This window comes from Pseudomonas sp. PAMC 29040 (assembly GCF_003994535.1).
GTDB lineage: Bacteria > Pseudomonadota > Gammaproteobacteria > Pseudomonadales > Pseudomonadaceae > Aquipseudomonas > Aquipseudomonas paraversuta.
On the sequence record NZ_RZAA01000006.1, the window covers coordinates 244,788 to 266,150 of the forward strand.

A 21,363-nucleotide genomic window follows, 5' to 3' on the forward strand; every position below is an offset into this window, starting at 1 on the left:
GAAGGGCAAAGGCAAGTCCAAAGGCAAGAGGCCCGAGAAGATTCAAAATCGTTTAGCTAAGTCCTAATTAAACCCGTAGCCAACCTAGCTCCCGGGTGAACTCGAGCGAGAATTTAGCGACGCAGGCGGAACTCTTTATAGGTGGTTTCGCTGTAAAACGTTCCTGTATCGCCTCGAGTCACGTACAGCGTTGCCCTATAGGCGGCAGTCAGTGGGGAGCACTTCACGCTGCGTATCAGTCGGTACGCCCAAATCCATCCCCTCTTAGGTCTTTTATTCATGTCTTCGACCTCGTATAGCCACCATTGGCTGAGTAAGCATAGCAAGCAAGCTTTCATGACCTCTATGCCTGCAAGGTTAGGACTTTCCATTTCTGGAGAAATGTAATGCCCATCACTACGCTGCAGCTGCAGCAAATCCTTCCCAACGCCGGCCAATCAGCCGGCGTTTTTGTTCCTGTCTTAAACACTGCGATGGTGCGCTATCAGATCGTAGGCTCACTGCGCGTGGCAGCGTTTATCGCCCAGATCGGGCATGAGTCTGGCCAGCTCCGTTATGTGCGCGAAATGGGCAGTGACCAATACCTGAGTAAGTACGACACCGGTTCACTCGCCAGACGCTTGGGCAACACGCCAGAGGCTGACGGTGACGGTCAGAAGTACCGTGGTCGTGGCCTGATCCAGATCACCGGCCGGGCAAACTACGTCGAGTGCGGTGAGGCCCTGGGCCTTGACCTGGTCAATCACCCTGAGCTGCTGGAGAAACCGCAGCATGCCTGCATGTCTGCAGCCTGGTACTGGGCATCAAAGGGGCTCAACAGTCTGGCCGATGCGGGCAAGTTCGACACGATCACTCGGCGCATCAATGGCGGTCAGAACGGCGCGGCCGATCGGCAGGCGCTATATGCCCGGGCGCTCAAGGTGTTGGCGTGAGGATCGATGCTGTGAAGTGGGGCGGGTTACTGCTGATCATCCTGGCCCTGATGGCGGGCAGCGCGTGGGCCGCATGGGCGTGGCAGGCCAGCACCTACGGCCAGCAACTGGCCAAGAAGGAAGCCGACCGCCAAACCGAGCGCACCAATCTGGCCAACGCCAACTCCGCGCAAATTCTGGCAGAGCAGGGCAAGCGCTTCGCCCTAGAGCAATGGCTGGCAGCCATCGATCAATCCCATTACCGAGCCCTGAGCGATGAACAAACCAAACAAGCACGCCTGCGTGATCGCCTTGCTACTGCTGACCTGCGGCTGTCAGTCCTACTCGACGCCACCGACTCAGTTAGTCGTGACGGAGTGCAAGCCACCACCGGCGCCAGCGGCGTGGTTCATGGAGCCCATAGAGCCCAACTTGACCCAGCGCATGCTCAACGAATTATCGGAATCACTGGCGATGGCGATCAAGGACTGATCGCGCTGCAGGCCTGCCAGGCTTACGTCAAAGAGGTCTCGGCGCTGAATTGAAGGCTGTCATTTGCTGGTAGGGTATCGTTTTCAAGCCACGTTATACCGCTTGTTTTTTTGTATTTGAAAAGTAAATAGTGCTCGTATTCACTGAAAATAAATGGCGTGTCTCCAGAGGTGAAACCAGATATCGACTCGCTCCATTTGTCAGATGTCGCCCAAGCCTTAAGCCCTTTGGAGTTACACCAAGAAAGCGTAACTACATACATGGGTGGTGGCGTTTCTAAATTCCAGCGTTCACGGCAGTATGCCGGTATCTTGTTGTCAATCAGGCGTCGCATTCCTACGTTGGTGCCATGTACCCGCTCAACTTGACTGTTTAGAGATTTTATTAAATATGTTGTATTAGAGTGGAATGTGGTTTTTCCTTCTACAAGCAAAATCCCTTCTGGTGAAATGATCAATAAATCAATTCGGCCATTGTCGATCATGACCTCATAAAAGGCCGTGGCTTCTTTCCAGGTCTCTGCTGCTGCATTTGCAAACCGAGCGAGAATGTTCATTTCATTCGGGGCTGAATTTTCGTTATACCAATCGATAACCGTGTTGTGTCTCCAGGCTGTCGTTAACTGTTCTGCCGTTTTGTCGATGATGGTACGAATCATTTTTTATCCTTGGATTAGCAGATAAGCGGAAGGACTGGGGTACAGGATTTAAGCTAAAAAAATGAGTGACCTCGGACGGGAAGACCAGGTGTAAAAGGTCCTGGAGTATCCGAAAATCGCGTGGCGGCTAAGGTAAGACAAAAAGCCATCTCCTGATAGTCTCGGAGGAGTCAAGCTGGATTCATTTCGTTGTCAGTGCCGGAGGGGGGCTGGAAATAGTGCGTAAGCGGTAGCTGGAACACATCATTCAGTCCGGGCGAATCCGCATTTGACTCGATAACCACTGAAACTCTGTTGCACTTCGTCGCATTTGAAGAGGTACACCAACGTGAGATGGGGTCATGGATAACGTAATCTTACAGGCGCACATGCAGACATAAATGAAACAGACAATACTGGGAATGATCGAAGCAGGAGAGCCGTTGCTCCTGCAGGCTATCGAAGCCATGCGTCAGCATCGAGAGGCCGAAGCAGCAGGTAAACCTTTAGCTGAGATTGAACGACTCCGCTTGTTGGCTGACTCGCTCTACCAGGCGGTTACCTACTATCATCCCCGAGCGATTGCAGATGGATCGCAGACACTGCATTAGCACTGCGGAGTACAACTTCCACTGCAAATTTTCGTGTTTATGACTGCAGGGGCCTGACCAGCTCGGGCCCTTGGTTTTTCACATTCCCCACAGCGTTTCCAACTGGGTACCACTCAAAGTCCTCAGTTGGCTGGCAACAGCTCAACGCCAACTCTTCCGCGACTTTCCGATCGAGGTTGCTGCCCATCCACTCTCGCGCATGCTCGGGTGAGAACACCACGGGCCGTCGATCATGAATGTCGACCATTCCCTTATCACTGGCAGCAGTGATAATCACAAACCCATCCCCTTCATGAGGTTCCAGCCCAGTGTGAACTTCGGCCAACGCCGCGAAGAACATCGGCGCCTGAGTTTTCAGGCGAATGAAGTAGGGCTGTTTCTTCTTAGGATCATCCGTATCCTTGACCCACTCATACCATCCGTCAGCCATGACCAGGGCGCGGCCGTTGGGCCATAGTTGCTTGAAAAACTTCCCGGTTGTGACTGTTTCCACTCTGGCGTTGATCGGGTCAGGGCGTTTTCCCTTGGCCCAGAACGGCGCCCAGCCCCAGTGGGCGGGATCAATCCGCAGACCATCATTAACACCGTGAAGAATGCTGACGCGCGTACCAGGTGCGACGTTGTAGCGACCTATGGGCTGATTGTCGTACCCGCTCACGATAATCCGGTCAGGGGCCAATACCTCCAGATAATCAGATATGCCCTGAGACTGCACAAATCGTCCGCACATCGAGGTGACCTCTTGCAAAGAGAACGCTTTGCAAAGCGTAGCTTGAAGTGCTCGGGATGTTCCTCTCGTCGAAAATCCCCACAGACAAATTGACCAAAATCCCTTACCGCAGTTAACTGTATGTACATACAGTTAACTTAAGGCGTGCGTCATGAGCTTCACTTCTCTGGGTCAAATTGCTGAAGGAGGCATTCGCCTGCCTCTTTGCTCCTTTAAGGTTCCAGCCGGTTTTCCGTCGCCGGCAGCTGACCATATGGAAAATCCTATTTCGCTTGACGAGCTGCTGGGCGTTCGAGCGCCGAGCGTTTACCTGGTGTCCATCGACGGCGATAGCATGATAGGGGCCGGGATATTTTCAGGTGACCTGGCTGTGGTGGATCGGGCGATAGAGCCGGCTCACGACCATGTAGTAGTGGCGTTGCTCAATAACGATCCGCTTTGCAAGCGACTCTGCATACGAGGGAAGCAAATAATCCTCAAATCAGAAAACCCTCGTTACCCTGACCGTTACATCATGGAGGGAGATGAGTTTTCCGTATGGGGAGTTATCACGTACACCGTACGAAGTCATGGGCGCTAAATTTTGATAATAAAGCACGTTGGCAGAACGCCGAGGAGGGGAGGGAATCAGTTCCTATACTAAAGGTATGACCCTTGCAGGATGCGGGTTGTAGAGGAGCTAAAAGTTATAAGTTTCGGAAGTGAAACACGGCTGTACGCCGCAGCCCGCTGTGATCTTCATATCGGTCTTGAAAACCGTCGACTGTAACAGGTCCATGAGTTCGAATCCCATCGCCTCCGCCATATTGCTACACCGCAGAGCCCGCCTTTTGGCGGGCTTTGTCGTTTCTGGGGTTTGGGAAACCTCTGCGCAGACTCTCTTCTTTGCCGCATTTTCTTGCTGCCTGGAAGGACCTTTTCTTTATATGTGTGTAAACAACCGAGCAGGGCGTTGATGGCCATAAAGGATTTACTGCGGCCAGTGGCTTCGGCGAGATGGGTGAGGGCGTGTGTCATTTGGCCATGCATGCGCGCAGACATAGTAGGCATGGGGTCCCGGTGTAGTGATGTGTAATACAACACACTACACCGGGTGCCGCGGGGTGACTTGCTATCGAGTCGGCTTCGCTTGTCGCGGTTTTGTGCAGTTGCCTGCGGGGCTGGCCTCTCTGTGTATCAGGTTGATCCTCGGGTGTTTAGATTGCCGCGTAGGCAAGGGCTGCAAGGTTCTGTGCGCGTGGATCAATCATCATGTGCCCACCTGAAGTCGTTGTCACAAAGCTGAAACTGATCTCGCGATCAGCATCTGCGAAGGCAATTGGACCGCCAAGCCCTATATGGCCAAAGGTGTTGGGCCCCATGCAGTGTGATGCATCCGGATCGGCCGTTTGTTCCATCATGCAACCCAGGCCATAGCGCATTGGCCGCTTCCAGATGCGATCCATGCCGTTGCTTTGCTCTTTGGTGAATTCGTTCAGCATGTCTGTGCCGATGAATTGCCCGGCCAGTAATGCACTGTAAAAACCGGCCAAACCAGCTGCCGTACTATGTGAGCACGCACCGGGCTGCTTGAAGGCCCACCATTTTGGATCAGATGAACGCTTGGGAGATATTCCCGGATTGGTAAAGGCAAGGGTCGAAATGTCTTCCGAATGAGTGGTAACTACTGTTCGCAAGTTCTTCGAGTAAGGGTCACCTATGCGTCCCTTGGCCGCGTCATAATGGCCAATGCGGTAATAATCTTGTTGCTCCACGCCCAGATGAACCTCCAGGCCATGGGGCTGGGTGATTTCTTCATGGATAAAGGTGCAGGGGTTGCGGCCGTCAGTTCGCCGGATCAGCTCGCCGATGATCCAGCCATAGGTTGTGGTTCCATATCCCAGCTCGGTTCCTGGTTGCCACCATATAGGCTCGGCAGCCAGAACATTCACCATATGCTCCCAGTCATACATCGTCGGGTTGCGGTTGGGGAGCCTTAACGCTGGAATCCCGGAGGTATGACTCATCACATGGCGCAAGGTGATTTTATCTTTACCGCCCTGGGCAAATTCAGGCCAGTAATGAGCCACCGGGATATCTAATTCCAGTTTCCCTTTCTCGACCAGCATCAATGCCGCCACTGCAGCGAATGGTTTGACCGTGCAAAATGTATTGATCAACGTATCTTTAAGCCAAGGTTTATTACCTTCACGGTCTGATGAGCCTGCCCATAAATCCACGACCGTTTCATTGCCAATTTTTACGCAGAGTCCTCCCCCTCGTTCCTGCGGATCATTAAAGATATTTTCAAAAGCATGCTTGACGCTTTCAAATTGATTCGCACATATCCCTTCAGCTTCCATGCTTAACACTCCATGTGTTTAAAGTTGTGCCATCGTTTAAATCGTAAATACCCTTGTTCTTAAAGGGCCGTGCACGGGTTCAAGCGTCCGGTTGAGTCAGGTTGTAACGGTTTGAGCGTTTGTAAGTGCCGAAGTCATTGAAGCGAACACCGGCTTGCGCTAATACCTTGTGGGCGAAGGGTGCTGTCATTTGACGGATATAGAAGGGGTCTTTGACCACGAAGTGATGAATGCAGTGAGTGCTGCCGAAGTTGAAGCAGAACAACTGGAATGGCCATAGCCACCAATGATTCATGACTTGAGTTTGCTGCAAGGGATTGCGCGGCATCACATCGCCGTAATAATGGATATTTGAACTGACAAAGAATAGACAGAACTGACGTATTATATTTGGCGCGACGATGATAACCACGGCGCTGTTGATCACGCTCATCAGTATCGATGTGGTGGGCGATGGCTGATAGGCAAAACCCATTAATGAGCTTGTCCATGTATAGAAGTGATACCCCAGGAACACATACCAGCAGCCCCAGTACAACAGTCCCATGGGGGCATTCAAGCGCAGCACCTTGACGGTCAATCTGACCTTTTCCCGCCAGGTAGGCGCAAACAGGGCATTTACAATGCCAAAGACAAATCCATCGATGAGTTTCAGGAGCCGCTTGGCGCCCCACTTGCTGCCGCTGGTGGTAATCCATGCTTCAACATCGGTGTCTGTGCCCGACTCTTTATGGTGGTGAAAGTGCAGCTCTCGCCTTAACCAGGGGCTCGGCATTCCCGGGCGGGTTATCCAGCACAGCAACATCATCAAGTTGTGTGCAATGGGCTGCTTTCTGAAATACAAGCGATGAATCAAGTCGTGTTCAAGTTCATGTATGAAGGAGGTTAATAAAGCATTGATCACAATACACAGCCATGCGGGTATTATGCCTTTGATGTACAGCGTGCCAGAGAGGATCATGCCAGCGATAGACAGTGTCATCACGCTAGCGCCTATAACATTTTGATACCCGAGCAGGGGGTATTTTTTACGCAGTTCGTTACTGTGTTGGGTGATTTTCTGAGTGACCTCATTGATTGAATCTTGCTCTGTTTTTGATAACGGATTGGTCGAGGTTTTATATAAGGCATTCATCACTTCATCCTTTGAAGACGATGGGTCGGGTTAGCGTCTCTAGAGAAGCACATATATTTTACAGAGCAAAGTTTTCGGTTTTTTTAAGTGTCTAATCTGACGAGTGGATATATAGAATGTTGTATTGTCCGACAATCAACTTGTCTCTGTGGCTTGGTGAATGATGTGGGTCAAAGCTGGCACTCGTTATTTCCCTGTGGCCGTCTCCTGTTTCGTTAAAAATCGGCGGTACTCAGGTAAATCCGGGGGCAGCTGTGGTGGCGACGGTGAATTTTCCAACCCCCGGCTCCACCTGTTTATCCAGGGTCCAGTGAAAAAGTTATGAGCTTACAACCAGACTTATATAACAATTTATCAAGCTTTATAGCGTCCTGGTTCTAGCGGATGATTCGCATATCTTTATATTAAATTGTGATTAGTCAGTGCTGCTTTTATGCCTTTATGATCTGGCCAACAACGGTTCATAAGGCAGGAGTGGTTTGATGACTATTCAAATAAAACCCGTCGCAGGTCGAATTGGTGCACAACTGGACGGCATAAAACTGGGCGATGATATCAGTGAGCAAGCGTTCGAGTTTATTAATGAAGCACTGTTGAAATACAAAGTGTTGTTCTTTCGCGATCAGCATCTCGATGATGCCGGGCACGAAGCATTTTCCCGACGTTTTGGTAATCAAGTACCGCACCCGACCGTGCGTTCGGCCGAGCAAAGCACTGCCATCCTGCACTTGGATGCCAAGGAAACCCGGGCCAACTCCTGGCACACCGATGTGACGTTCGTGGCCAATTACCCGAAGATTTCCATCCTGCGCGGTGTGGTCATCCCGCCTTATGGCGGCGACACCGTATGGGCCAATACGGCAACGGCCTATGCCGATCTGCCGGATCCTTTAAAACTGCTGGCCGATGGTTTGCGCGCCTTGCACACCAATCTTTATGACTACGCCGCACCGCGTAATACCGATGAATCGGGGCTCAAGCGTTATCGCGAACAGTTCACCGCCGAAGTTTACGAGACTGAACATCCTCTGGTTCGCGTACACCCGGAGTCGGGCGAGAGAAGTTTGTTGTTGGGACACTTCGTTAAACAGATTCAAGGGGTCAGCAGCAATGATTCAAAACAGCTGATCCGTCTATTTCACGACCGTATTACCCATGTCGACAACACCGTCCGCTGGCGCTGGCAGGAAGGTGATGTGGTGATCTGGGACAACCGCGCCACCCAGCATATTGCGATCAACGATTACGGCGATGCGCAGCGCATTGTGCGCCGTACAACCATTGACGGTGATGTGCCGTTTGGCGTCGACGGACGCTTGAGCCAGGCACTCAAACCCACCCCCGAAACCCGCTCGCCGCAAACCGAAGCCGACAAAAAACACCTCGCCGCCTGACAGACCAATCCTCATCGATCCAAGGAAGACCTCCACATGGCTACATTTAAAGTGTTTCGCAAAGGGCGTATTGCGGCCGCGCTGGCGGTGCTGCTGGTTGCGCCATTGGCCGAGGCCGATGTGTTGCGCATTGGCGTCGCCGCCGCCGGTGGTGGTGACCCGGTTACGTTCAGTGGTTCGTCCCTGGGCATTGTGCGCAATCAGCAACTTCTGGAAAAAGCCTTCGCCGGCAGCGGCACCGAGGTGCAGTGGTTCTTCTTTAAAGGGGCAGGGCCGGCAGTCAATGAAGCCTTGTCCAACCAGCAGCTGGATTTCGCCTACCAGGGCGACCTGCCTGCAGTCGTAGGCCGCTCCAACGGGCTGGACACCAGATTGCTGGCGGCACTGGGGGTGCGCTCGAACATTTACCTGGCGGTGCCCAAGGGCTCTGACATCAAAAGCATCGATGACCTCAAAGGCAAAAAAGTAGCGGTGTTTCGCGGTACCAACGGGCACCTGGTGTCGATCAACCTGCTGGCCGAGCGTGGCCTGACCGAGCGCGACATCAAGGTGATCAACCTCGACACTGGCAGCACCCAGGCGGCCCTGGTTTCCAATGGCGTGGACGCAGCCTTTGGTGGGCGCGAGTTGTTCAAGCTGCGGGATAAAGGCCTGATCGACATCATCTATGACAACCCTTCGCAGGATGTGCGCAACACCCGCCAGACGGCGCTGGTGGTGCGTAGCGATTATGAAAAGGAACACCCGCAGAACGTGCAGAAAGTCGTCGACACCCTGGTGGACGCGGCGAAATGGAGTTCGGACGAGGGGCATGCCGAGCAGGTCTTCGCCGAGTGGGCCAAGAGCAATGACCCGGTGGAGTCATTGCGCGCCGACTTTGCCGGAAGCAGCCTGCGGGACAAAGTCTCGCCTCTGGTGGACAACTTCCTGATAGGCCGCTATCAGGCCGTGGCTGATCAAGCCAAGGCAGAAAAATTGATCCGTCGTCCGGTGACTGTCGAGGGCTGGTTCGCCCCCGGTTATTTGCAGGCGGCTCTCAAAAGCAGGGGCCTTGAACACTACTGGACCCCCTACGGCCCGGATGGCAAGCAGCCCGCCGCTGATGCGGTAGCGGTCGCGACCAGCAAGCAAGGGAGCTAGCACATGGCCAGGGCACAGACCGCCAGACCGGAGCCGTACTCGGCTCCAGCGTTACCCAGGGACAACGTCAAGCGCTTGCCGCCGGCGCCGATTCGGCCCGTGCGCAAGGTCGAGATACCGCGTACTTCTCAGGGGTTCGCCAGGCTGCGTCGTTACACCGAGCCCTGGCTGTTGCCGCTGGTCTTGCTGGGCCTGTGGTATTTGGGCGTCGAGCGCGGCTGGCTATCGGAGCAGGTGCTGCCGCCCCCGGCCTACGTGTATCAAACCCTGTCGGACCTGATCACTTCCGGTGATCTGTGGATCAATGCCCTGGCCAGCATGCAACGAGTAGTCCTGGGGTTCGCATTGGGTGCCTCGATCGGTGTGGTATTGGGGGCGGCCATGGGTCTCTCGCGCACCGTCGAGGATTACCTGCTGCCTACCTTCAATGCGCTGGTTCAGATCCCGGTGTTGGCCTGGCTGCCGTTTGCCTTGTTGGTGTTCGGTATCGGCGAACCCCTTAAGTACGTGCTGATTGCCAAGGCGGCGACAGTGCCGATCACCCTGTGCACCTTGCAAGCGTTTCATCAGGCGCCCAAGGGGCTGCTGGAAGTTGGCCGGGCCTATGGTTTCAGTCGCTGGCAAAGCGTGGTCGGGATTGTCTTGCCGGCGGCGGTCCCGACGCTGTTCACCGGGTTGCGTCTGGGCTTCACCAAGGCCTGGTTGTCGCTGGTGGTAGTGGAGCTGGTTGCCTCCAGTGAGGGCTTGGGTTACCTGATCGTGTATGGCCGTCAGTTGTTTCATCTGGATCTGGTAATGGCGGCCGTGGTGGTCGTGGGGGCAGTCGGCCTGTTGATCGATCGCGGGTTTGATTATGTGGAGCGCCGCCTCAATCGCGGTCGCCCCGGGACAGCGGGGGCACTGTCATGAGCGCCGTGATTGCAGTGAGTCCGGGCAGTCGTCGCTATCGTGGCTGGGTGTTACCGATTGCCGCCATCGCAATCTGGTGGCTGGCATCCCATCAGGGCTGGAGCCAGTCGGGGCTGTTGGTGTCACCGGAGAAAGTCGCAGTCACGGCCTGGGAGCAAATTACCTCGGACAAATTCTGGCGCGCCATATGCGCCAGCCTGACGCGTAATCTCAGTGGCTTTTTTATCGGCACCAGCCTGGGTCTGGTGCTGGGATGCCTGCTGGGGCTGTCACGGCATTTCGAGCGTTTGGTCGGGCCCAGTTTCAACACCTTCAAACAGATTTCGCTGTTCGCCTGGATCCCGCTGATCTCGGTGTGGTTCGGCCTGGGTGATGTGGCGAAAGTGGCCTTTCTGTCACTGGCAGCGCTGGTGCCGGTGGTGGTCAATACCTGCGATGGTTTGCGCAGCGTGCCGCCTAATTTGCTGGAGGTGGCGCGGGTATACGGCTTTAGCCGCTGGCAAACCATCATCGGGGTCATGTTGCCGGCCGCATTGCCGTCGATCTTTACCGGGCTGTACCTGGCGCTGGTGTACTCCTGGCTGGCCACCATCGGTGCCGAATACCTGCTGGTTTCGGGGGAGGGGATCGGCAATACGCTGATTGATGGCAGCGAGCATTTCATGATGGACCTGGTGTTGTTCGCCATGGTGGTGATTGGCCTGGTGGGCTGGAGCCTCAATGCACTGGCACGGGTATGTGAGCGGCGCATGCAGCGTCTGTATGGCATCGCCCCCCGTTGATTAACACTTTCAGAAGGACTGCAGCATGCTCAACAACGGCCTGACCCTGGAAAACATCAGCAAGCGTTTTGCCTCCCGCCCGGGCAGCACGACCCAGCTGCAAGTACTGGACAACATTCAGCTCGACATCGCCCCCGGCGAATTCATCAGCATTGTCGGCGCCAGCGGCTGTGGCAAGTCCACGTTGTTGCGCCTGATTCTGGGGCTCGATGAGGAATATGACGGGCGGATCCTGATCAATGGCAAGCCCATCGCCGGCACGGGGCTTGAGCGCGGCATCGTGTTTCAGGATCACCGCCTGTTCCCGTGGCTCAACGTGGAGCAGAACGTCGCGGTAGGTCTGAAGAACTCGGCGCTGAGCAGTGCTGAAAAACGCGACACCGTGCGTGAGCACATCGAACTGGTGGGCCTGCAGGATTTTATCGACGCTTACCCGCATCAGATCTCCGGAGGTATGGCGCAACGGGTGGCGATTGCCCGCGGGCTGGTCAATCGCCCCAGCGTGTTGCTGCTTGATGAACCACTGGGAGCCCTGGATGCCTTGACCCGCGCGCGTCTGCAGGGCGAGCTGCAAAACATTTGGGCCAAGGAAAAAATCACCATGATCCTGGTAACCCACGATGTGGATGAGGCGGTTTTCCTGGGGGATCGGGTTGTGGTGATGCAACCGAACCCGGGCCGCATCCGCCGTATTCTCGATGTCGACCTGCCACGCCCGCGCAACCGCAGCGACAGCCGTTTCATTGCCCTGCGCGACGATGTACTGAGTGATTTCGCTGAACTGCACTGATCTCTTTACTGCGCCGCGGGTTGCTGCCTGACGCCGCGCGCAGGCCCATGTTTGTCAGGTTTATTCTCTTCAGGGAGCGGAAAATGTCCGAACGCCAGCTCAGCCTCAATCTGTTTATCTACCCCAACGGCCATCACGAAGCCGCCTGGCGCCACCCGCAATCGGTGCCGGAACACTCGATGGATATCGGCTATTACCAGCAGCTGGCGTTACGCGCTGAACGGGAAAAGCTCGATGCGATTTTCTTTGCCGATTCACCTTCACTTTCCGAAAGCGGGCGGGAGGGCCTGCGTATCCGGTTCGAGCCCATCACCTGGCTGGCGGCCATTGCCGCAGTCACCCGGCGCATCGGCCTGATTGCCACGGCCAGTACCACCTACAGCGAACCCTACAATCTGGCCCGAGCGTTCAGCGCCCTGGACCACATCAGCAATGGCCGCGCCGGCTGGAACATCGTGACCACTTCCATGGCCGACGCTGCCGCCAATTTCGGCCTTGACCAGCATCCATCGGCCCATGATCGCTACGCCCAGGCCGAAGAGTTCGTGCAGGTGACGGCCGACTTGTGGGACAGCTGGGAAGACGACGCGCTGGTGCTGGACAAGACGGCCGGGGTGTTTGCCGATACCAGCAAGGTGCATGCGATCAACCATGTGGGCGCCCATTACAAGGTCAAGGGGCCCTTCAACTCGCCGCGCTCGCCACAGGGCCGGCCGGTGCAGGTGCAGGCGGGCTCTTCCGAGGACGGCCGCGACTTTGCTTCTCGCCATGCCGAAGCGATTTTCACCGCGCACCAGACGCTGCACAGTGCGACCGAGTTCGCCAACGACATCCGTGCCCGGGCCAGGGCGGTGGGGCGCGACCCACGGCAGCTGAAAATCCTGCCGGGCATCAGCCCGTACATAGCCAGCAGCGAAGCTGAAGCCCAGCGCAAATTCGATGAGCTCAATGAGCTGGTCCTGCCGCATATCTCTCTGGGTCAGTTGCGCCGCATGCTGGGGGTCGACCTGTCAGGGCATGACCTGGACGCGCCGTTTCCGCGGCACCTGATCAACTTCGACAGCCGTGAAAGTCAGTCCAGTCGCTTCAAGCTGATCATCGACATTGTTGATCGCGAGCACCTGACACTGCGCCAGTTGATCAATCGCCTGGCCGGTGCGCGAGGGCACTGGGTACCGGTAGGCACGCCGGTGCAGATTGCTGACCTGATCGAACAGTGGTTTCGCAGTGGCGCCGCCGACGGTTTCAACGTGATGCCCCCGGCGTTCCCGGACGGGTTTGAGGTGTTCCTTGATGAAGTGCTGCCGATCCTGCGCCAGCGCGGCCTGTTCCGTTCCGAATATGCTGGCAGTACCTTGCGCGATCACTACGGTCTGAACCGCCCGGCTTCGCGCTTTACGCTGAAAACTGCCTGAACAACGGGGCCTTATCTAGCGAATTTTTTCGCCGCAATCACACACAGGATCACCGCGCCGGTCACGGCGAACATGCCGATGCTGACGGTCTCATGCAGTAGGGTAGCGGCCAGGGCCAAGCCAAAAAAAGGCTGCAACAGCTGAAGCTGGCCCACGGCCGCAATGCCTCCCTGGGCCAGTCCGCGGTACCAGAATACGAAGCCGATCAGCATGCTGAATAACGAGACGTAAGCCAGGCCCAGCCAGGCTGGCGGGTTGATGTTGGCGAACGAAGAGGGCGCACAGTAAACCGCCAGGCTTGCCATCACCGGCAGCGACAGCACCAGGGCCCAGCAAATCACCTGCCAGCCGCCCAGGGTTCTGGACAGCTTTGCACCTTCTGCATAGCCCAGGCCGCAAATGATCACGGCCAGGAACATCAGAATGTCGCCTGTGGCCGAGGCGGTCAGACCCTGTGACAGGGCAAACGTCACCACCAGCGCGCTGCCCAGGATTGAAAACAGCCAGAACGCCGGCCGTGGACGTTCGCCGCCGCGCAACACGCCGAAGGCTGCAGTCGCCAGGGGCAACAGGCCGAGAAACACAATCGAGTGAGCAGAAGTGACATGCTGCAGCGCCAGGGCGGTCAGCAGTGGAAAGCCCACCACAACCCCGATGGCCACGATCAGCAAGGACAAAAGCTGGCTTCGCTGAGGGCGCTTTGCCTTCAACAACAGCAGCATGCACAGGGCAATGACCCCGGCGATGGTGGCGCGGGCCAGGGTCAGGAAAACCGGATCAAATTCCAGCACCGCCACCTTGGTTGCCGGTAGCGAGCCGCTGAAAATAACCACGCCGATAAACCCGTTGAGCCAGCCGCTCAGGTTTTGCGAGGTTGCCGGATTTTGCAGGTTGGAGGTTCGTTCCATCGAGTTTCACACTCAAGGCTGATCGCGGGATTGCATAAAGTGCATCCTAGGGTCGAATATTGATGACAATCAAAATATTGTCATGGATACAAGTCCCGATGCCGCGCTCTCGCTACAAGTCGCTGGTCGACGCCTTTGCCGCTGATATCCGCAGTGCACGCTTGCCACCCGGTACCCGCTTGCCCACCCACCGGCAATTGGCCGCATCAGAAGGGCTGGCGCTGGTCACGGCCAGTCGGGTTTACGCCGAGCTTGAGGCCATGGGCCTGGTCAGTGGAGAGGCGGGGCGCGGGACTTTCGTCAGAGAGACGTCGTTGCCACCCGGCCACGGTATCGACCAGCCCAACGTGACGGCGGGGATGCTGGACCTCAATTACAACTACCCCTCTGTGCCCGGCCAGGCCGAACTGTTGCGCAGCGCCTTGCGCCAGCTCGCGTTGTCCGGCGACCTGGAGTCGCTGCTGCGCTATCAGCCCCATGGCGGACGCCTGCACGAGCGGGCTTCGTTTGCCCGGCATTTGCAGACTCGCGGCCTGAACGTACCTGCCGAGCAGGTCTTGATCGTCAATGGTGCCCAGCACGGTTTGACTGTGGCCTTGATGTCGCTGCTCCAGCCCGGCGATGTCATTGCGGTCGATGGGTTGACCTATCCGGGCTTCAAGGCTTTGGCCCTGGCGCTGCATCTTGAGGTGTTGCCGATTCCGGTTACAGAAAGTGGCCCGGACCTTGATGCCCTGGAACAGCTCTGTCGCAGTCGCTCGGTGCGAGCGATCTACAGCATGCCGACCCTGCACAATCCGCTGGGTTGGGTGATGAGCCTCGAGCAGCGTCAGCAGCTTGTGGCAATCGCGCGCAAGTATGATCTGCATATCATCGAAGACGCGGCCTACGCTTTTCTTGTGGAAAATCCGCCGCCACCCCTGGCTGAACTGGCACCGGAAAGGACGGTGTATGTATCCGGACTGTCGAAAAATGTTGCTGCGGGTTTACGCGTCGGTTTCGTCGCGGCGCCGCCTCAAACCATTGCCGCACTGGAGCGCATGATCCGGGTCACAGCCTGGAATACCCCGGGGATAATGACCTCGATCGCCAGTGCCTGGCTCGACGACGGCACGGTGAGCCGACTTGAAGTGCAAAAGCGCCAGGACGCACAGGCCCGCCAGATCATTGCTGACGAACAATTGGCCGGGCTGCACCGTGTGCGCCATCCCTTTTCCTACTTTGTATGGCTGCCCCTGGCCGAGGATGCCAGAGCAGAGCAGGTCGTCACGGCATTGCTGCGCGAACAGATATCGGTCTCCACCGCCCAGCCATTTGCGGTTTCGACCCACGTACCCCACGCCATCAGACTGGCCTTGGGATCGGTGGACATGGGGGCGTTGCGCGGGGCACTGGCGAAAGTGAAGTGGGTGGTTGAAGCCTGTACTTAGTGGCTGGGGACGGGCTTGCACTTTCTGCATGGCAGGTACAGGCATCAAGAGGGGGGTACACCAATGGCTACCTTGCAACCACTACCCAGGCATGCCACTGGCTACGCCAACATCGGCTTCAGCGAAGGCCAGTGTTGAAACGTTGCAGTGGCATGCGGATCAATGCGACTGGCTCAAATCCCCGAGCGCGTCATCGGGCTGATCATCCGGCTTCCCAGGCCCAGTGCTTCTGACACCAGGGCTCGTAGTTCGCCATTATTTTCGTCCCTGGTGCAGTGCGACAACTTCTCGCCAATGGTAGGGGCGTTGTCTTTGCCTTCAGGGAACGCGCGCAAAATCAGCAGTCCGCTATTGGTCAGCACTACTTCGAAAAATGAAACCCCTGACAGTCCGTCAAAGTGGATGTAGCCGACGTCGGCCAGCCATTTGACGGTGGCCAGGAACAGGGCCTCTTCTTTTTCCAGCGTGTCGCGGTTGCTGGCGCCCAGGGTTTTGTAATCGATAAAGCGCTCGGCGGTGAGGGTGAGGGGCAGCGGGAAATTGCGATACAGGTGGCCCAGGATCAGCCCGGTGTAGCAGTCGAACAGTTCGATATTGTTCGATGGCAGGGCGTTGATCGAGTGGATGTTTTTGTCTTTGAGGTGACCGGCTAATCCTTTGAACATGTGAACCTCTGTATGTGGAATCTGCATGCCATGTCTGAACAATCGTACCCATTTGGTATAGCACAGCCGCGTCCTCGAACGTCTCAGAGGTTGCCTGGAAGTTGAGATCCCGGTCGCTGGGGATTCTTATGTTGTTACAAGATAATGCGCCGGTATGAAGATTTCCCTAAAAAATCATATGACTGCTGGATATTTGATACTGGGGTGCTATTACTGTTGGGCGCGAGAATTGGCGCATGGTTTTTCCGGGATTTGCCGACGAAGCTATTTATTTCAGGAGGATAGATGTCAAAGCCTGCATGGATGCGCAATACCCTGATGGCCGCTGCCTTGTTGAGTGTGCTCGCTGCGCCGGTTTACTCAGCGCAGGCACGAACTCTGCAACTGGCCATTGGCGATGAACCCACTGAAGGCTTTGACCCCATGCTGGGCTGGAGTCACGGCAGTTATCTGCTGTTGCACAGCCCGTTGCTCAAGCAAAACGAGGACTTGTCCTGGAGCAGTTTCCTGCTCACTGATTATCAGACCAGTGACGATGGCAAAACCTGGACTTTGAAGCTCAAGCCCGACTTGAAATTCTCCGATGGCTCTGCCCTGACTGCCAAGGATGTGGCCTACACCTACAACAATGCGGCGGCCAGTGGCGGCAAGGTCGATATGGGCAACTTCCTCAAGGCCGAAGCGGTTGATCCGCTCACCGTGCGCATTGAGTTGAAGGCGCCGCAAAGTACCTTCGTCAATGTGCTGGGATCACTGGGCATTGTCTCGGCCGACAAGTACGACGCTAAAACCTATGCGCAAAAGCCTGTTGGTGCCGGGCCTTACCGGTTGGTCAGCTATCAGCCGGGGCAGCAGTTGATTGTTGAAGCCAATCCGTATTACGCGGGGCAGAAAAACGATTTCGACAAGCTGGTGTTTGTATTCCTCGATGAGGACAGCTCGTTTGCCGCGGCCCAGAGCAAGCAGCTGGGTATCGTACGAATCGCTCCGTCGCTGGCGGTGACGCCGACACCGGGCATGAAGCTGTGGGTACGCCCCAGTGTCGAGAATCGCGGCATTGTGCTGCCCACCACCAGGGCAGGCGAAAAGGATGCCCATGGCTACCCCGTTGGTAACGATGTGACCGCCGATGTGGCGATCCGCAAGGCCATCAACTACGCAATCAATCGCCAATTGCTGGCGGACCAGATTCTCGAAGGGCATGCGATACCTGCCTACACCGGGGTCCAGGGTTTGCCCTGGGATAACCCGCAGGCGGCCTTCAAGGATGGCGATATCGCCAGGGCCAAACAGATCCTGGATGAAGCCGGCTGGGTTGAAACCGCCAGTGGCATTCGTGCCAAAGAGGGTGTGCCGGCCAAACTCACCCTGTGGTACGCCAGTGGCGATGCGACCCGACGTGACCTGGCCCAGGCCGTGCGCTCCATGCTCAAGCCGGTCGGGATCGAGGTGGACTTGAAGTCAGGCAGTTGGGAAACCGTTGAACGCAACATGCACGCCAACCCGACCCTGTTTGGCTGGGGCAGCCTCGACCCGATGGAGCTTTATCATCACTACAGCAGCAAGGCGGCCGGGGTTGAGTACTACAACCCCGGTTATTACAAGAATCCTGTAGTCGATCAGCATTTGCAGCAGGCGCTGGATGCTCCGACCTGGCAGCAGGCGGTGCCGTTCTGGCAGCAAGTGGAGTGGGACGGCAAGACCGGCGCCGGGGTCAAGGGCGATGCAGCCTGGGCGTGGTTGCTGAACGTACAGCACACGTATTTGGCTGATGAGTGTATCGACCTGGGCAAAGGCGCTCCGGAAATCCACGGTTCCTGGTCGCTGCTCAATAGCCTTGATGGCTGGAAGTGGACCTGCAAGTGATTCGTGGATTCTCGCTTTATGTTGTGCGCTTGATGTGCCTGCTGCTGGTGACGGCAGCAGGCACGTTTACCTTGCTCAGCTTTTCTCCGGTTGACCCGATCCGGGCTTATATCGGCAACGACCTGTTGCACGTGCCGCCCGAGCAATACCCGCTGATTGCTGCGCGCTGGGGGCTGGATCTGCCCTTGTGGGAGCGCTTTTTGCACTGGTTCAGCCAGATCCTGCAAGGCGACTTCGGCTACTCGATGCTCTACAACGCGCCGGTGTCGCAAGTGATTGGTGAGCGCTTTGCCACCTCATTCGCGCTGCTATTGTCGGCGTGGCTGTTTTCCGGGATTGTCGGTCTGGCCATGGGCCTTACGGCCGGACGTTACTTGAATCGCTGGCCGGACCGGTTGATCTCGACCCTGTCCTATGTACTGGCGTCCCTGCCGACCTTCTGGATTGGCCTGTTGTTGCTGTCACTGTTTGCCGTCACCCTCAACTGGGCGCCGATCTGCTGTGCCTGGACCCCCGGCAGCAGCGCCGAAACAGCCACCTGGGGCGACAAGCTCAGGCACCTGATTTTGCCCATGCTGGCCCTCGGGGTTCTGGGGGTCGGCAATATTGCGCTGCACACCCGCTCACGGGTGGCAGAGGTGATGAACAGTGAGTTCATTCGCTATGCCCAGGCCCAGGGCGATAAAGGCTGGCCGCTGATCAACTTTCATATTTTGCGTCACGCGGTAACCCCCGCGTTGTGCCTGCAATTTGCTTCGGTGGGGGAGTTGATTGGCGGTTCGCTGCTGGCGGAAAAAGTCTTCGCTTATCCGGGCCTCGGCCAGGCCACTATCGATGCCGGCTTGCGTGGTGATATCCCGTTACTGATGGGGATTGTGATGTTTTGTGCGGTGCTGGTGTTTACCGGCAACAGCATTGCCAACGCGCTGTTACTGCGCCTCAACCGCGGGGCGGCGCGCCAGTCATGACTTACGACCCCAATCGTGCCTTGTTCAGGCTTTGCCTCTCGCTGCTGATGCTGCTGCTTTTGATCGCGTATGGCCTGTCGATAGTCAGCGTTGATGTTCCGATGGATTTGCTGGCGCGGCGCCTGCCACCTTCGTCCGAGTACTGGTTTGGCACCGACAGCCTGGGACGGGACCTGTGGCTGCGGTGCTTCCAGGGGATGACCACCAGCCTGCAAATCGGTTTGACCGCAGCCTTTAGCAGCGGTTTTCTGGCCATGTTTGCCGCCAGCCTGTGTGCACTGAACAAAACCCTGGACTACCTGATTCGCGGGCTGATCGACAGCATGCTGGCGTTGCCGCATCTGCTGTTGCTGGTGTTGATTTGCTTCACCCTGGGCGGCGGCAAACAGGGAGTGATCCTGGCCGTGGCCCTGACCCACTGGCCGCGACTGGCCCTGATCCTGCGAGCCGAAATCCTGCGCATACGCGAGACCGATTTTGTCATGCTCTCCCATCGCCTGGGCAACAGCAGCTTCTATCGCTGGCGCCATCACTTGCTGCCGTTGCTGCTGCCGCAGTGGATCATCGGCACCTTGCTGATGTTCCCCCATGCAGTGTTGCATTCGGCGGCGCTGAGCTTTCTGGGCTTTGGTCTGGCGCCCCATGATCCGTCACTGGGCTTGTTGCTGGCGGATGCGCTACGGTACTTGAGTACGGGTGCCTGGTGGATGGCGTTCTTCCCGGGTTTGATTCTGGTGGGTCTGGTACTGGTATTCGACCAATTTGCACGAGCGCTGCAACAGCTCTGGATAAGGATTACCTGATGCTGAAATTCGACCGGTTTGCGATTGATATCGCCCACTATCACTGGCTGGGCCATAAAACCTGGCATCCGCTGCTGAGCAATATCTCCCTGGAGATTAACCCCGGTGAGCTGGTGGCACTTGTGGGCTCCAGCGGGGAGGGCAAAAGCCTGTTGCTACAGAGCGCCCTGGGTTTGCTGCCGGACAACATGCGCTGTCATGGCGATATCGTGCTCGATGGGCAGGTGCTGAGCGCTGCGGGCAAGGTCGACCAGCGCGGCAAAAGCCTGTGCTATGTGCCCCAGGGCGTGAGTGCCCTGAACCCGCTGATCAAAGTCGGCCCGCAGTTGAACAGGGCGGCGCAGTTGAGCGGGGTCACCCTGGAGCCGGGTGCTGTGGCGCGGCAACTGCAGCAATACAACCTGCAACCCGGGCTGGTGGACGAATATCCGCGCAAGTTGTCCGGGGGCATGGCCAAGCGGGTTCTGGCCAGCTGCGCGGCACTGACCCACGCGCGCTACATTCTGGCGGACGAGATCACCTCGTGGCTGGATGACGAGCATGCTTGTCAGCTGCTGACCCATCTCAAGGGTTTTTGCCAGCAGGGGCGGGGCATTCTGTGGGTCACCCATGACCTGGCGTTGGCGGCGCGTTTTGCCGACAAGATCGCGGTGTTGCATCAAGGTGAACTGCACGAAACCCTGAGCGCGAAAGAGTTGCGTGAAAGCGCAGGCAGTCCGTGGCTACAGTCGCTTTGGGCGGCCTTGCCCGAGCAACAGTTTCTGGCGCGGCGGGTACCGGAAGTCGGGGCTGATTCTTATGCTTGAAGTGCGCGAGCTCAGCATTGTGCAAGACGGTCATCGACTCTGGGATTCGGTGTCTTTTCAGGTGGGGCTGGGGGAGTGTCAAGGCATCTCCGCCCCCAGCGGTTTTGGGAAAACCACCCTGGGCCGGGTGCTGGCGCAGTGGCAAACGGCAACTTCGGGCAGTGTCACAGTGGGCGGTAAACCGCTGTCGAAGAAGGGCTACTGCCCGGTTCAGCTAGTGCCACAACACCCCGAACTGACTTTCAATCCCTATCGCACCACGGGTGAGAGCCTGCGTGATGCCTGGTCCCCGGATGCCCCATGGCTTGAACGCATGGCGGTGAATCCTGCCTGGCTGACGCGCCGGCCGGATGAACTATCGGGCGGCGAACTGGCGCGTATCGCCTTGCTAAGGGCGCTGGACCCGCGCACGCGCTATCTGATAGCCGATGAGGTGACGGCGCAACTTGACCCTCACATTCAGGCCCAGGTATGGCGAGTGTTGCTGGAGGAGGTCAAGCGCCGTGAACTGGGGCTGATTGTGTTCAGCCATAACAAGGCGCTGCTGGAGAAAGTCTGTTCCAGTATCTGGATGCCACAGCGGGACGGCTGATCCGCGCAAGCTGTGTGCTGGCATCGCGAGGCAAGCT

The 21,363-nt window shown here is 56.9% G+C and carries 22 protein-coding genes; 16 read left to right on the forward strand and 6 right to left on the reverse strand.

All coding sequences use genetic code 11. From position 1 onward, the window contains the following. The first annotated feature begins 386 nt into the window (after positions 1-386). Positions 387-932, forward strand: coding sequence for a glycoside hydrolase family 19 protein (locus tag WG29040_RS13395; protein ID WP_127196287.1), 546 nt, complete (start codon positions 387-389; stop codon positions 930-932). After that, complete coding sequence (locus WG29040_RS13400; protein ID WP_127196288.1) at positions 929-1,456, forward strand: lysis system i-spanin subunit Rz; 528 nt, start codon at positions 929-931, stop codon at positions 1,454-1,456. Before WG29040_RS13395 ends, WG29040_RS13400 begins: the two co-directional genes overlap by 4 nt. Here WG29040_RS13400 and WG29040_RS13405 read toward each other — a convergent pair. Further along, on the reverse strand, positions 1,426-2,061 hold the full coding sequence (locus tag WG29040_RS13405) for a hypothetical protein (RefSeq protein WP_127196289.1): 636 nt from the start codon (positions 2,059-2,061) through the stop codon (positions 1,426-1,428). The genes WG29040_RS13400 and WG29040_RS13405 overlap by 31 nt on opposite strands. Positions 2,062-2,441: 380 nt before the next feature. Here WG29040_RS13405 and WG29040_RS13410 point away from each other — a divergent pair, with 380 nt between their 5' ends. Next, positions 2,442-2,651 (forward strand): hypothetical protein, encoded by a 210-nt coding sequence (locus tag WG29040_RS13410; RefSeq protein ID WP_127196290.1) that lies wholly within the window; start codon positions 2,442-2,444, stop codon positions 2,649-2,651. A 37-nt stretch (positions 2,652-2,688) separates the two neighbouring features. Here WG29040_RS13410 and WG29040_RS13415 read toward each other — a convergent pair whose 3' ends face one another. Further along, positions 2,689-3,381 carry an SOS response-associated peptidase family protein gene (locus tag WG29040_RS13415; RefSeq protein WP_127196366.1) on the reverse strand — a complete coding sequence of 231 codons (693 nt, stop codon included), beginning with the start codon at positions 3,379-3,381 and terminating at the stop codon, positions 2,689-2,691. A 151-nt stretch (positions 3,382-3,532) separates the two neighbouring features. Here WG29040_RS13415 and WG29040_RS13420 point away from each other — a divergent pair, with 151 nt between their 5' ends. Beyond that, positions 3,533-3,961: a LexA family transcriptional regulator gene (locus WG29040_RS13420; protein ID WP_127196291.1), complete on the forward strand. Its 429-nt coding sequence runs from the start codon at positions 3,533-3,535 to the stop codon at positions 3,959-3,961. Positions 3,962-4,577: 616 nt separating this feature from the next. Here WG29040_RS13420 and WG29040_RS13425 read toward each other — a convergent pair. Then, positions 4,578-5,723: an EstA family serine hydrolase gene (locus WG29040_RS13425; protein WP_003442062.1), complete on the reverse strand. Its 1,146-nt coding sequence runs from the start codon at positions 5,721-5,723 to the stop codon at positions 4,578-4,580. A gap of 79 nt (positions 5,724-5,802) precedes the next feature. Next, complete coding sequence (locus WG29040_RS13430; RefSeq protein WP_127196292.1) at positions 5,803-6,858, reverse strand: fatty acid desaturase; 1,056 nt, start codon at positions 6,856-6,858, stop codon at positions 5,803-5,805. A 482-nt stretch (positions 6,859-7,340) separates the two neighbouring features. On the opposite strand from WG29040_RS13430, the gene WG29040_RS13435 reads away from it, so the two are divergent. The 6 genes from WG29040_RS13435 (at position 7,341) to WG29040_RS13460 (ending at position 13,288) form a co-directional block, all read left to right on the forward strand. Continuing rightward, complete coding sequence (locus WG29040_RS13435; protein WP_127196293.1) at positions 7,341-8,252, forward strand: TauD/TfdA family dioxygenase; 912 nt, start codon at positions 7,341-7,343, stop codon at positions 8,250-8,252. Between the two features lie 36 nt (positions 8,253-8,288). Continuing rightward, positions 8,289-9,392 carry an ABC transporter substrate-binding protein gene (locus WG29040_RS13440; protein WP_127196294.1) on the forward strand — a complete coding sequence of 368 codons (1,104 nt, stop codon included), beginning with the start codon at positions 8,289-8,291 and terminating at the stop codon, positions 9,390-9,392. Positions 9,393-9,395: 3 nt separating this feature from the next. After that, positions 9,396-10,301, forward strand: a complete 906-nt coding sequence (locus WG29040_RS13445; RefSeq protein ID WP_127196295.1) for an ABC transporter permease — start codon at positions 9,396-9,398, stop codon at positions 10,299-10,301. Continuing rightward, a complete protein-coding gene (locus tag WG29040_RS13450; protein ID WP_003442072.1) occupies positions 10,298-11,083 on the forward strand; it encodes an ABC transporter permease in 786 nt (261 codons plus the stop codon). The genes WG29040_RS13445 and WG29040_RS13450 overlap by 4 nt, the downstream gene beginning before the upstream one ends. 25 nt (positions 11,084-11,108) lie before the next feature. Further along, positions 11,109-11,873 carry an ABC transporter ATP-binding protein gene (locus tag WG29040_RS13455; protein ID WP_010656402.1) on the forward strand — a complete coding sequence of 255 codons (765 nt, stop codon included), beginning with the start codon at positions 11,109-11,111 and terminating at the stop codon, positions 11,871-11,873. Positions 11,874-11,956: 83 nt separating this feature from the next. Next, on the forward strand, positions 11,957-13,288 hold the full coding sequence (locus tag WG29040_RS13460) for an LLM class flavin-dependent oxidoreductase (protein ID WP_010656401.1): 1,332 nt from the start codon (positions 11,957-11,959) through the stop codon (positions 13,286-13,288). Positions 13,289-13,299: 11 nt separating this feature from the next. Here the strand turns inward: WG29040_RS13460 and WG29040_RS13465 are convergent, their stop codons facing one another. Continuing rightward, positions 13,300-14,196: a DMT family transporter gene (locus tag WG29040_RS13465; RefSeq protein WP_127196296.1), complete on the reverse strand. Its 897-nt coding sequence runs from the start codon at positions 14,194-14,196 to the stop codon at positions 13,300-13,302. A 98-nt stretch (positions 14,197-14,294) separates the two neighbouring features. Here WG29040_RS13465 and WG29040_RS13470 point away from each other — a divergent pair, with 98 nt between their 5' ends. Next, complete coding sequence (locus tag WG29040_RS13470; RefSeq protein ID WP_127196297.1) at positions 14,295-15,626, forward strand: PLP-dependent aminotransferase family protein; 1,332 nt, start codon at positions 14,295-14,297, stop codon at positions 15,624-15,626. Between the two features lie 173 nt (positions 15,627-15,799). Here the strand turns inward: WG29040_RS13470 and WG29040_RS13480 are convergent, their stop codons facing one another. Then, complete coding sequence (locus tag WG29040_RS13480) at positions 15,800-16,291, reverse strand: hypothetical protein (RefSeq protein WP_127196298.1); 492 nt, start codon at positions 16,289-16,291, stop codon at positions 15,800-15,802. Positions 16,292-16,576: 285 nt separating this feature from the next. Between WG29040_RS13480 and WG29040_RS13485 the strand changes: the two genes are divergently transcribed. Genes WG29040_RS13485 through WG29040_RS13505 form a run of 5 tightly spaced genes read left to right on the forward strand, consistent with a single transcriptional unit; the run spans position 16,577 to position 21,326 of the window. Then, positions 16,577-18,157 carry an ABC transporter substrate-binding protein gene (locus WG29040_RS13485; protein ID WP_127196299.1) on the forward strand — a complete coding sequence of 527 codons (1,581 nt, stop codon included), beginning with the start codon at positions 16,577-16,579 and terminating at the stop codon, positions 18,155-18,157. Continuing rightward, positions 18,142-19,125 (forward strand): ABC transporter permease, encoded by a 984-nt coding sequence (locus WG29040_RS13490; protein WP_003442086.1) that lies wholly within the window; start codon positions 18,142-18,144, stop codon positions 19,123-19,125. The genes WG29040_RS13485 and WG29040_RS13490 overlap by 16 nt, the downstream gene beginning before the upstream one ends. Beyond that, the gene (locus WG29040_RS13495) at positions 19,122-19,928 is read left to right on the forward strand and encodes an ABC transporter permease (RefSeq protein ID WP_003442088.1); all 807 of its coding nucleotides are present in this window, start codon (positions 19,122-19,124) and stop codon (positions 19,926-19,928) included. Before WG29040_RS13490 ends, WG29040_RS13495 begins: the two co-directional genes overlap by 4 nt. Next, complete coding sequence (locus WG29040_RS13500) at positions 19,928-20,734, forward strand: ATP-binding cassette domain-containing protein (RefSeq protein WP_003442091.1); 807 nt, start codon at positions 19,928-19,930, stop codon at positions 20,732-20,734. Before WG29040_RS13495 ends, WG29040_RS13500 begins: the two co-directional genes overlap by 1 nt. Further along, positions 20,727-21,326: an ATP-binding cassette domain-containing protein gene (locus WG29040_RS13505; RefSeq protein WP_003442093.1), complete on the forward strand. Its 600-nt coding sequence runs from the start codon at positions 20,727-20,729 to the stop codon at positions 21,324-21,326. Before WG29040_RS13500 ends, WG29040_RS13505 begins: the two co-directional genes overlap by 8 nt. The last annotated feature ends 37 nt before the right edge of the window (positions 21,327-21,363 follow it).

What these genes read in the sequence shown, in the direction of transcription:
- WG29040_RS13505 (WP_003442093.1), top strand. Translation starts at nt 20,727, where the DNA reads ATGCTTGAAGTGCGCGAGCTCAGCATTGTGCAAGACGGTCATCGACTC.
- WG29040_RS13500 (WP_003442091.1), top strand. Translation starts at nt 19,928, where the DNA reads ATGCTGAAATTCGACCGGTTTGCGATTGATATCGCCCACTATCACTGG.
- WG29040_RS13445 (WP_127196295.1), top strand. Translation starts at nt 9,396, where the DNA reads ATGGCCAGGGCACAGACCGCCAGACCGGAGCCGTACTCGGCTCCAGCG.
- WG29040_RS13485 (WP_127196299.1), top strand. Translation starts at nt 16,577, where the DNA reads ATGTCAAAGCCTGCATGGATGCGCAATACCCTGATGGCCGCTGCCTTG.
- WG29040_RS13465 (WP_127196296.1), bottom strand. Translation starts at nt 14,196, where the DNA reads ATGGAACGAACCTCCAACCTGCAAAATCCGGCAACCTCGCAAAACCTG.
- WG29040_RS13450 (WP_003442072.1), top strand. Translation starts at nt 10,298, where the DNA reads ATGAGCGCCGTGATTGCAGTGAGTCCGGGCAGTCGTCGCTATCGTGGC.
- WG29040_RS13470 (WP_127196297.1), top strand. Translation starts at nt 14,295, where the DNA reads ATGCCGCGCTCTCGCTACAAGTCGCTGGTCGACGCCTTTGCCGCTGAT.
- WG29040_RS13430 (WP_127196292.1), bottom strand. Translation starts at nt 6,858, where the DNA reads ATGAATGCCTTATATAAAACCTCGACCAATCCGTTATCAAAAACAGAG.
- WG29040_RS13455 (WP_010656402.1), top strand. Translation starts at nt 11,109, where the DNA reads ATGCTCAACAACGGCCTGACCCTGGAAAACATCAGCAAGCGTTTTGCC.
- WG29040_RS13395 (WP_127196287.1), top strand. Translation starts at nt 387, where the DNA reads ATGCCCATCACTACGCTGCAGCTGCAGCAAATCCTTCCCAACGCCGGC.
- WG29040_RS13440 (WP_127196294.1), top strand. Translation starts at nt 8,289, where the DNA reads ATGGCTACATTTAAAGTGTTTCGCAAAGGGCGTATTGCGGCCGCGCTG.
- WG29040_RS13420 (WP_127196291.1), top strand. Translation starts at nt 3,533, where the DNA reads ATGAGCTTCACTTCTCTGGGTCAAATTGCTGAAGGAGGCATTCGCCTG.
- WG29040_RS13425 (WP_003442062.1), bottom strand. Translation starts at nt 5,723, where the DNA reads ATGGAAGCTGAAGGGATATGTGCGAATCAATTTGAAAGCGTCAAGCAT.
- WG29040_RS13480 (WP_127196298.1), bottom strand. Translation starts at nt 16,291, where the DNA reads ATGTTCAAAGGATTAGCCGGTCACCTCAAAGACAAAAACATCCACTCG.
- WG29040_RS13410 (WP_127196290.1), top strand. Translation starts at nt 2,442, where the DNA reads ATGAAACAGACAATACTGGGAATGATCGAAGCAGGAGAGCCGTTGCTC.
- WG29040_RS13415 (WP_127196366.1), bottom strand. Translation starts at nt 3,381, where the DNA reads ATGTGCGGACGATTTGTGCAGTCTCAGGGCATATCTGATTATCTGGAG.
- WG29040_RS13460 (WP_010656401.1), top strand. Translation starts at nt 11,957, where the DNA reads ATGTCCGAACGCCAGCTCAGCCTCAATCTGTTTATCTACCCCAACGGC.
- WG29040_RS13405 (WP_127196289.1), bottom strand. Translation starts at nt 2,061, where the DNA reads ATGATTCGTACCATCATCGACAAAACGGCAGAACAGTTAACGACAGCC.
- WG29040_RS13495 (WP_003442088.1), top strand. Translation starts at nt 19,122, where the DNA reads ATGACTTACGACCCCAATCGTGCCTTGTTCAGGCTTTGCCTCTCGCTG.
- WG29040_RS13435 (WP_127196293.1), top strand. Translation starts at nt 7,341, where the DNA reads ATGACTATTCAAATAAAACCCGTCGCAGGTCGAATTGGTGCACAACTG.